9 protein-coding genes are annotated in these 7,972 nt (G+C 67.5%); 5 read left to right on the top strand and 4 right to left on the bottom strand.

What is annotated here, in order from left to right; genetic code table 11:
- Both DD1DGNOD_RS14995 and soxR read right to left on the bottom strand, forming a co-directional pair.
- Positions 1-565: OmpA family protein (locus DD1DGNOD_RS14995; protein ID WP_241255742.1), on the bottom strand; the 565-nt coding region annotated here is incomplete at its 3' end.
- A 325-nt stretch (positions 566-890) separates the two neighbouring features.
- The gene (gene soxR, locus DD1DGNOD_RS15000; RefSeq protein WP_131770411.1) at positions 891-1,346 is read right to left on the bottom strand and encodes a redox-sensitive transcriptional activator SoxR; all 456 of its coding nucleotides are present in this window, start codon (positions 1,344-1,346) and stop codon (positions 891-893) included.
- Positions 1,347-1,462: 116 nt separating this feature from the next.
- Between soxR and DD1DGNOD_RS15005 the strand changes: the two genes are divergently transcribed.
- The 3 genes from DD1DGNOD_RS15005 (at position 1,463) to DD1DGNOD_RS15015 (ending at position 4,021) form a co-directional block, all read left to right on the top strand.
- Positions 1,463-2,035, top strand: coding sequence for an NADPH-dependent FMN reductase (locus tag DD1DGNOD_RS15005; protein ID WP_131767054.1), 573 nt, complete (start codon positions 1,463-1,465; stop codon positions 2,033-2,035).
- A 442-nt stretch (positions 2,036-2,477) separates the two neighbouring features.
- Entirely contained in the window at positions 2,478-3,347 is an 870-nt protein-coding gene (locus DD1DGNOD_RS15010; RefSeq protein WP_241251543.1) for a hypothetical protein, read from the top strand.
- Between the two features lie 128 nt (positions 3,348-3,475).
- Positions 3,476-4,021, top strand: a complete 546-nt coding sequence (locus DD1DGNOD_RS15015; protein WP_131767056.1) for an NUDIX hydrolase — start codon at positions 3,476-3,478, stop codon at positions 4,019-4,021.
- A gap of 161 nt (positions 4,022-4,182) precedes the next feature.
- Here the strand turns inward: DD1DGNOD_RS15015 and DD1DGNOD_RS15020 are convergent, their stop codons facing one another.
- On the bottom strand, positions 4,183-5,091 hold the full coding sequence (locus tag DD1DGNOD_RS15020; protein WP_131767057.1) for a LysR family transcriptional regulator: 909 nt from the start codon (positions 5,089-5,091) through the stop codon (positions 4,183-4,185).
- A 102-nt stretch (positions 5,092-5,193) separates the two neighbouring features.
- On the opposite strand from DD1DGNOD_RS15020, the gene DD1DGNOD_RS30525 reads away from it, so the two are divergent.
- Positions 5,194-5,322, top strand: a complete 129-nt coding sequence (locus tag DD1DGNOD_RS30525; protein ID WP_283234701.1) for a hypothetical protein — start codon at positions 5,194-5,196, stop codon at positions 5,320-5,322.
- 107 nt (positions 5,323-5,429) lie between these two features.
- Positions 5,430-6,914 carry an MFS transporter gene (locus DD1DGNOD_RS15025; RefSeq protein ID WP_131770412.1) on the top strand — a complete coding sequence of 495 codons (1,485 nt, stop codon included), beginning with the start codon at positions 5,430-5,432 and terminating at the stop codon, positions 6,912-6,914.
- 161 nt (positions 6,915-7,075) lie between these two features.
- Here DD1DGNOD_RS15025 and DD1DGNOD_RS15030 read toward each other — a convergent pair whose 3' ends face one another.
- Positions 7,076-7,873 (bottom strand): ABC transporter permease, encoded by a 798-nt coding sequence (locus DD1DGNOD_RS15030; RefSeq protein ID WP_131767058.1) that lies wholly within the window; start codon positions 7,871-7,873, stop codon positions 7,076-7,078.
- Positions 7,874-7,972: the final 99 nt, after the last annotated feature.

Genomic DNA, 7,972 nt, shown 5'->3' on the forward strand with positions numbered 1-7,972 from the left:
AACCGGTCGCGTCGGTGTGTCCGCGAACCTGGATCGCGCCGCCTGCGTAGCGTGAGTTGATCAGCCGGATGGTGGCGTCCAGCGTGTCGGTGCTGCCGATGGCGTTGCTGCCGGTCTCGAACAGGGCGTCGCTGTTGAACACCACGATCACGACCTTGGCGCCGGCGACGTCCCGGGCCAGGAGCAGCCCACCGGAGATGCCGGTCAGGTCAACGTCGGTGGCGCCTGGCAGCCGGTAGAGCGAATCCTTGACCAGCCGGGTGCCGTTCTCCGGGGTGTTGGCGGTCCCGATCTGGCACGGGATGCGCAGCACCAGTCCGGCGCCGAAGTCCTGGGTTGTGCAGGTTGGGTCCGGTTCGCCGTCGCCGTCGTAGTCATCGAGACCCGGCCTGGCCCCGGGCGACAGCGACGGTGACGCGCTCTCGGTAACCGCCGGCGGTGCCGCGTCGGTCGTGCTCCCGGTGGCCGAGGTGCTGGGCACCGCGGCGGGTGTGGTCGGGGAGTCCGATCCACCACAGCCGGCGGCCACCAGGGTGAGAACGGCCGCCGCGAGCGCCAGCGGCATCGGCAACCGAATCGGGAAGGGCCGTCTATGTGCTGCTTTTCCCCCGCTTCGCATGACCCGTAGGTTAGGGCCTGACCAGGCAGGTCCGTGCAGGGTAGCGGTTAGCCGACACCTGCGGGGACGGCGGGGAGATGCCCGGGAAGGCGACCGGCAATCGCCGGGCCGACGGACACACGAGATCATGTTCGGAGGGTCCGGAGCCCGATAGATGATCTTGGTTTTGTTTGTATCGGTTTGGGTTTAAGATCAAAAATCCAAGAGAGCACGTCAACATCGTTGACTACGGTGTAGGTTCACGCATCGTGTGGCTGGGCTCCTCCTGTGGCTACGGCTCGAGGTGGCGTCGGGGGCCCGCGCCCTGCTCGCCGAGAGTGTCGTACGGGTTGACCAGAGCACACCGGTCGATCGACAGGCAGCCGCAGCCGATGCAGTCGGTGAGATGGTCACGCAGCTGCTCCAGCTGCCGGATGCGGGCGTCGAGCTCCTCGCGCCAGCATGTGGACGCCCGCGCCCAGTCCTCCCGGGTGGGGGTGCGCTCGTCGGGCAGCACGGCCAGGACGTCCCGGATCGTCGCAAGTGGTATGCCGACACGCTGGGAGGCACGGATGAAGGCGACCCGGCGGAGGGTGTCCCTGCTGTAGCGGCGCTGGTTGCCGGGAGTGCGCCGGCTGCGGATGAGCTCCTGGCGCTCGTAGAAGCGCAGGGCCGAGGTGGAAACGCCGCTGCGCTCGGCCAGCTCACCGACAGTGATCTCCTTGGCCTTCCAGGACAGCTGTGTCATGCGAACCACAGTAGCTTGACTTAAACCTTTGTTTAAATTCCAGTCTGGTGCCCGGGACGAGATCAGCGAGACCACCAGCGGTGAAGTCATCGAGAGTCAGCGAGAAAGGACCTGCCATGTCCGGAAATCCGTTGCGGTTGGCCGTGGTCGTGGGCAGCACGCGGGAAGGCCGGTTCGCGCCCGTCGTGGCGAACTGGTTCGCCGGCCAGGCCGAGCAGCGCGACGACATGACGGTCGACGTCGTCGATCTGGCCGAGGCGCGGTTGCCCGTCGTGCTCACCAGGGAACCGGCGCCCGAGGTGGCGGCCCTGACCCCGCGCCTGGACGTGGCCGACGCGTTCGTCGTGGTGACACCGGAGTACAACCACGCCTATCCCGCGTCCCTCAAAAACGCGATCGACTGGCACTACACGCAGTGGCAGGCCAAACCGGTCGGGTTCGTCTCCTACGGCGGCCTGGCCGGGGGGCTGCGCGCGGTGGAGCAGCTTCGTCTGGTGTTCGCCGAGCTTCATGCGGTCACCATCCGCGAAACGGTCAGTTTTCACAACGCATGGGACCAGTTCGACGCCGATGGTCAGCCGAAGGACACAACCGGCCCCAACGTCGCGGCCAAGACCATGCTCGACCAGCTCGCGTGGTGGGCGCAGGCGCTGTGCGACGCCAGGGCGTCTCGCCCCTACGGCACCTGATCCTGCTGGTCCTGCTTGCGCGCCTGCCGGCAGGCGCGGGCCAGAGCGTCGGTTCGGAGTCGCTCCGAACCGACGCTCCTTCGGCCTGCTCCCCCGCTCCCCCATCGCCGGGCGTGCTGAATTACACATCAGTTGAACGCCAGCGGGATGATTGAAAGAATTCAAATTCTCAACGATTTGCACGACTCGCCGGAACCCGTCGTTCATCCTTCAGAAATATAGATTTTGCCGGCGCGGACTAGCCTCGACGCCAATCTCCTCCGCTTGCCGCCGCAGCGGCTGGCACACTGTATTCCAACACACAGAGATAAGGCGTAGGATGATGACACGCTCGCGCCGGTCGCTCATCTGCCGGGCTCGTTTTCCGGCGTTCCGCGGGGTTCGCGTTCGCCCCGGCATCGCGGGCGGCAGGCGCCGTACCGCGACGCTCACGGTCATCTCCATGACTGTGATACTGCTCGCCCAGTCCGCACCTGCCCAGGCGGCCGACTCCACCCAGTACGCCGGCGGCGCCTCCCGCGGCCTCGGTGTCGCCATTCCCTTCAGCGGCTTCACCGACCGCAACGGGCAGCCGGTCCCCATCTCGGGCGCGGTCGGCGCCGACCTGGTCCTCGGCTCGACCTCGCAGCCGTACCTGCCGTGCCAGAACTACGATCCCCGCACCGGCACCGGGGACACCTTCATAAACGCCTGTGAGGTACGCGGGAGCTACACCACCTATACGCGCTTCGCGGCTGGCCAGGGTATTCTTTTCCCCCACGGCTACTTCATGCCCAACACCCAGACGGATCTCGTCAACGGCGGTTCGCTGCAGACCGACTGGGGTGCGCGCACGGCCGGGCTCTCCCTGGAGTTCTACCCGGACGTCACCCTCGACCAGGAGTATGTGCACTCCCGTTTCTACGTAGACTATTTCAACCACCGGGCAAACGGCTGGACCTACTCCTACCACGTGGGAACGATCAAGCTCGTGACCCTCGCGGACCCGGGCACCACCCGGATCACCGGCGCCGTGACCCGGAACGGTACCGCCCCGGCCGCGAAAGAGATCAAATTCACTATCTTCGGCGGTGACGCCCGTTCCTCCGCCAACTATCCGATCTCCTCCTTTGCGGTCACCTACAGCAACGGCACGGCCTGGACCAGCGGGGCGATGTACGCCGGGCCGCAGCGGGTCACCGTCGACGACACGGCAACCGGCCACCAGTGCATCTATGATCTGTCGAGCATCACCGGCCCGGACAACCAGATGGACTTCGACGTGGCCCGTCCCGGTTTCGGCCGCGACGGCGGACACTGCAACTTCCAATAGGGTTCCAACAGGAGTCACATCGGCAGAGGACCGTTAGTCGACCGGTCGGTGTTCGTTGATGTGCCCGTCGAGTCCCGTCGACGGGCACACAATCGTCCAGACCCTGCCCGCCGGCGCGGAGGCCTGTCATGAACGTCGAGGGAACTGATCGTCGATCGGTCTCCGGCGCGCGGACGCGTCAGAGCACCTTTACCTGCATGGGGGCGTCCGTCGAGCCACCATTCGAAGCGGTGACCAGCGCCGCCGTGGTCGCGGTGACCGCGAACGACCTGCTCGTGCTCGCCGAGCTGGACCGGGGCCTGGACATCCCCGGCGGTCATGTGCAACGGCACGAGAGATCGATCGAGGAAACGATACGCCGCGAGGCATGGGAGGAGGTGCGGGTCAGGGTGGGCGATCTCAGACGGGTCGAGGTCATCGAGTCCGACTACTTCGGCACCCACGACCTGACGTACATGGTGATCTGTGCCGCACGGGTCACGCAGCTCGCCCCCTGGGAAGCCGGCCACGAGTCGGCCGGCCGCACGGTGTTGCCACCCGAGGAGTTCCTCCGCCGGTACCGCGGTGGGGACCCGGAGCTCATGCGGCATCTCGTGACCTGCGCGCTCGCCGTCCTCGATGCGTCGTCGGCTCCTCCGCCGGGCTCGGCCCCGGTCAGCCGGGCAGACGGATGACGATCTCGACACGGCGGTTGACACACTGACCGACGCTACTGATCCGACCCGTCGGGACCGGTCTCCGCGGCCAGTAGCTGACAGTGGCCGGGACCGTCGGCCGCGCGTTTCCGCCGCGTAATCGCATATCTGTGTGCGGGATCCTCTACCGGGCTGCTCACTCAGCGGGCGGCTTCTGGCATGGTCGTGCACTGCGGACCGGCGAACGCCTGGCGGCTGTGTACAAGGAGCTGCCGGAGTGCGGGGCTCTGGGTCGCCGTCCATACCAGGGCCAGCACCCCGGGTGTTTCGATGTCAAGGGCGAGGGCTTTGAGTCGTCCGATGTGGTTGGCGGTCATGGACTCGCTGAGGATGGCGATACCGAACCCGCGGACGGCGAGATCCGCGACGGCGCCTGGTGCGCTGGCCTGCAGCGCGATCTCCGGCCGTATCCCCCTGGCTGCGCAGGCCTGGTCGAACACGGTCCGGATCCCGGTCCCTTCGGACGGGCACACGACCGGGTACGCGTTGATCTCGGCCAGAGTTGCCCGGTCCCGTCCGGCCAGGGGATGGCCGAACGGCACGGCCGCGACAAGTCGTTCGCTGACGATCGGCAACGTGTCCAGCCCCTGGGGCGGCGCGCCGGCCGTTCCGACGAGGGCCAGGTCTGTCGCACCGGTGCGCACACCTTCTATGAGCCGGTCGGAGCTGTCCTCGAACAGGGTGATCTCGACATTGGGATGGGCGAGGTGGAACGCGGCGAGAGCGTCGAACAGCGCCGTGATGGTGCAGGCGGTGACCATGCCGACCACGAGCCGACCCCGGATCAGTCCGGTCACGTCGTCCACCGCCTGCCGCAGGGCCTTCACGGACGCGAGTACGGTGCGGGCGTGCTCCAGTGCCGCCGCTCCGGCTGCGGTCAGTGTGGCGGTACGGCCTGACCGGTCGATGAGCGTCGCGCCGAGATCATGTTCGAGTTGCCGGATCTGGGCGCTGACCCCTGACTGGCTGATGTGCACGCGTTCGGCCGCGCGGGTGAAGTTCGCCTCCTCGGCTACGGCGATGAAATACTCCAACTGCCTCAGCTCCATATCCAGAAATTCTAGCTGTAAGTAGAACAATCTGTTGGACTTCTGGTTCGACGTCGTTCAGGCTGGACGTGTTTACGGTCAGCTATGAACGGAAGGACCTCTGTGCCCGACAACGACAACGCCCTGAAGCCGGACGATCCCACCCGCCTGTCCGTCGGGCACACCGACGACCGTGATGACGGCGGCGGTGCAGCCGGCGTCGGAGCGCTGTTCGTCCCGTCCGTCCGATGACGCAGGGAGCCGACACGCAACAGGGCCGCAGCACCAGGACGGATCCGCAGCAGCCCGCGGGACCGCCGATCCGGCGGGCGAGCGGGACCGAGGCAACGACGACGGGTATGCGTAAGTGGCTTCCGTTGCTGACGGTCTGCCTCGGTACCTTCATGTTGCTGGTCGACGTGACGATCGTGAACGTCGCCCTGCCGGGCATGGTGGTCGACCTCGACGCGTCGTTCGGCGCGTTGCAGTGGGTCGTCGACGCCTACGCGCTCGCGCTGGCCGCACTCGTGCTCGGCACCGGTTCCATCGCCGACCTCGTCGGTCACCGCCGTGCCTACATCGCCGGGCTCGCAGCGTTCGCGGTGTCGTCGTTCGTGTGCGGCATCGCGCCGAACTCCGCAGCGCTCATCGCCGCGCGCACCGTGCAGGGCGTCGGCGCGGCGGCCATGTTCGCGACGACGTTCGCGCTGCTCAACAGCTCCTACACCGGACGCGACCGCGGCAGCGCCTACGGCCTGTGGGGTGCGGTGGCAGGTGCTTCCGCGGCCGTCGGCCCGATCATCGGCGGCCTGCTCACCGAGGGCGTGTCATGGCGCTGGATCTTCTTCGTCAACCTGCCGGTGAGCATCATCGCCATCGCGCTGTGCACGTTCGTGCTCACCGACGTGCACGGGCCCGCCCGCAGCAGGGTGGACGTCCCCGGCATGGTCACGTTCACCGCGGCGGCGGCGGGCGCGACATACGCGATCATCCGTGCGAACGAGAAAGGATGGTCCAATCCGCTCACCTGGTGGCTGCTCGCGCTGGCAGCGGTGCTGCTTGCGGTCTTCGTCGGGATCGAGTCGCGCTCGCCGCACGCCATGCTGGACCTCGCGCTGCTACGCAACCGGTCGTTTGTCGGGGTCCTCGTCGCGGGTGTCCTGCTGACGTTCGCCGCCTTCTCCGCATTCACCTACACCTCGATCTGGTTGCAGTCGGTACTTGGGCTCAGCCCGATCGAGGCCGGCCTGACCGGCCTTCCGATGTCGGTCATGGCGTTCACCGTCTCGGCGTCGACCGGCCGCTTCCTGCACGGCTTACGACCCGATCGGATCCTCGGCGGCGGTCTGCTTCTCATCGGTCTTGGCGACGTACTCGCAGCTGTGCTCGTCCACGGTTCGGCGAGCTGGCCGGCGCTCATGCCCGGCTTCGCGGTGATCGGTATCGGCGTGGGGATCGTGACACCCGCACTCGGCTCGGTCTCGATGGCGCTCGTGCCTGCACAGCGGGGTGGCATGGCCGCCGGCGCGGTCAACACCGCGCGGCAGCTCGGCTTCGCCTTCGGCATCGCGGCGCTGGGCAGCGTGTTCGCCGCTCGCGCGCAGAGCAGCCTGTCCGGACGCGGTGTCGAAGGCGCGGCGCGGGCGGCCCGTGCGGTAGCCGGCGGTCAGGCGCCGTCGCTGCTGAGCGCGGCGCCGCCGGGCGCCCAGCGCGCCCTCGACAGCGCCGTGCACGCCTCGGCGGTGACCGGTGTCCAGGGCACATTCGCGGTGGCCGGTACGGCCGGGCTGATCGCCGGCGTCCTCGTACTCGCCCTGATGCGTCCCGCCCGAACAGCCGGATGATCCGGCGAAGCGGGCTGGCAGATATACCTGAGGGGAATGCCTTGATGCCCTCTGGCTGGTACATGCCTTTGCTTAGTGATCGTCGCGGCCATTGAAACTTGAAGATCAAACTGTGGACGAAGAGTCGTCAACACCGTTGACTATAGAACGGATCAGATAGATCAGGCGGTCACATCGCGGCGGGTGAGGCTGGCGGCCGCCAGTGCCGCGGCAACGCCCGCGTACCCGGTCGCGAGTGCCAGTGCCGGGCCGTAGGAGGCATCCGGTAGGCCGCCGCGGGCGACGGCGTCGAACACCAGGCCCGGAAACGTCCGGGTCGCGCCCTCCCATGCCTGCTGGATGATGTGTTCGACCGGCAGCATCCAGGCGATCCCGATCGACAGCGCCAGCACGGTAGAGCGGGTCAGGACACCCAGCGCCGTCGCGGTAAGCGCGAAGAACATCGTGGCGAGGAGCGCGTTGAGGAAGCTGGCTGCGGCGGCTGAAGCCGCCGCAGCGGTCCACCACTGCGATGTGTCCACCCCGCGGAGCTGTGCCATGACGACCGCCGTGGCCACGCTGAGTACCAGCGCCACCAGCAGCGCCACCGCCATGACCATGAACATCGCGGCCAGCTTGCCGGCGAGCCAGGCCACTCGCCGCGGCTGCTGCAACAGCAGTGTCCGTAGCGTCCCCTGACCGTACTCGCTGGTGATGTTCGCGGTGAAGACCACGAAGACGAGCAGGCCGACAAAGGTCATCCCGGCGGCGAACCCGATGCTGGGACCATCGGGGCCGGCAAGACGTGCCAGTGTCATGGCGAATCCCTGGCCGGGGCCATCAAGGGGCCGTGCGGCGTCGTCGGCGAGGGCGAAGGCCAGGACGCTCGCGAGCACCCCCATCGCGGCCACCGCCGCGATCGCGACAAGCGTCCCCCGACGTCGCAGTTTGAGCAGTTCTGCGCGCAACGCGCGGTTCATCGTGATCCCTCCGATGTTCCAGAAACCCCGGTCGCTGGCGATGTGCCGGAAACATGGTCAACAAGGCCCTGGTCAACAAGGCCCTGGTCGACAAGGCTC

The organism is Candidatus Protofrankia californiensis (genome assembly GCF_900634765.1).
In the GTDB taxonomy this organism is placed as follows: domain Bacteria; phylum Actinomycetota; class Actinomycetes; order Frankiales; family Frankiaceae; genus Protofrankia; species Protofrankia californiensis.

Coding starts and splice junctions, on each gene's coding strand:
- DD1DGNOD_RS15030 (WP_131767058.1), bottom strand. CDS start 7,873: ATGAACCGCGCGTTGCGCGCAGAACTGCTCAAACTGCGACGTCGGGGG.
- DD1DGNOD_RS15025 (WP_131770412.1), top strand. CDS start 5,430: ATGCGTAAGTGGCTTCCGTTGCTGACGGTCTGCCTCGGTACCTTCATG.
- DD1DGNOD_RS15010 (WP_241251543.1), top strand. CDS start 2,478: ATGACTGTGATACTGCTCGCCCAGTCCGCACCTGCCCAGGCGGCCGAC.
- DD1DGNOD_RS15015 (WP_131767056.1), top strand. CDS start 3,476: ATGAACGTCGAGGGAACTGATCGTCGATCGGTCTCCGGCGCGCGGACG.
- soxR (WP_131770411.1), bottom strand. CDS start 1,346: ATGACACAGCTGTCCTGGAAGGCCAAGGAGATCACTGTCGGTGAGCTG.
- DD1DGNOD_RS15005 (WP_131767054.1), top strand. CDS start 1,463: ATGTCCGGAAATCCGTTGCGGTTGGCCGTGGTCGTGGGCAGCACGCGG.
- DD1DGNOD_RS15020 (WP_131767057.1), bottom strand. CDS start 5,091: ATGGAGCTGAGGCAGTTGGAGTATTTCATCGCCGTAGCCGAGGAGGCG.